Raw genomic sequence first — 383 nt, 5'->3', positions numbered from 1 at the left:
ATTTACCGTATCGCCCACAACTTCGGCGGTACCTCGGTTTTCGCCGGTGTCGGTGAACGTACCCGTGAGGGTAACGACCTCATCAACGAGATGGACGAGGCCGGTGTGCTCAAGGACACCGCTCTGGTATTCGGCCAGATGGACGAGCCCCCGGGCACGCGTTTGCGCATCGCTTTGACCGGTTTGACGATGGCTGAGTACTTCCGCGATGTTCAGAACCAGGACGTGCTGTTGTTCATCGACAACATCTTCCGGTTCTCCCAGGCTGGTTCTGAGGTTTCAACCCTGCTAGGTCGTATGCCCTCGGCGGTGGGCTACCAGCCCAACTTGGCCGACGAGATGGGCCAATTGCAGGAGCGAATCACCTCGACCCGTGGCCACTC

Annotated in this window: 1 pseudogene; it reads left to right on the top strand. The window is 59.3% G+C overall.

Annotated elements, in window-relative coordinates:
- A pseudogene (locus tag KDK95_RS35350) lies at positions 1 to 383 on the top strand (F0F1 ATP synthase subunit beta); the annotation flags it as partial.

The organism is Actinospica acidithermotolerans (assembly GCF_018139625.1).
GTDB classification, from domain to species: Bacteria; Actinomycetota; Actinomycetes; order Streptomycetales; family Catenulisporaceae; genus Actinospica; species Actinospica acidithermotolerans.
This window is presented reverse-complemented; position numbering and strand designations above follow the sequence as displayed.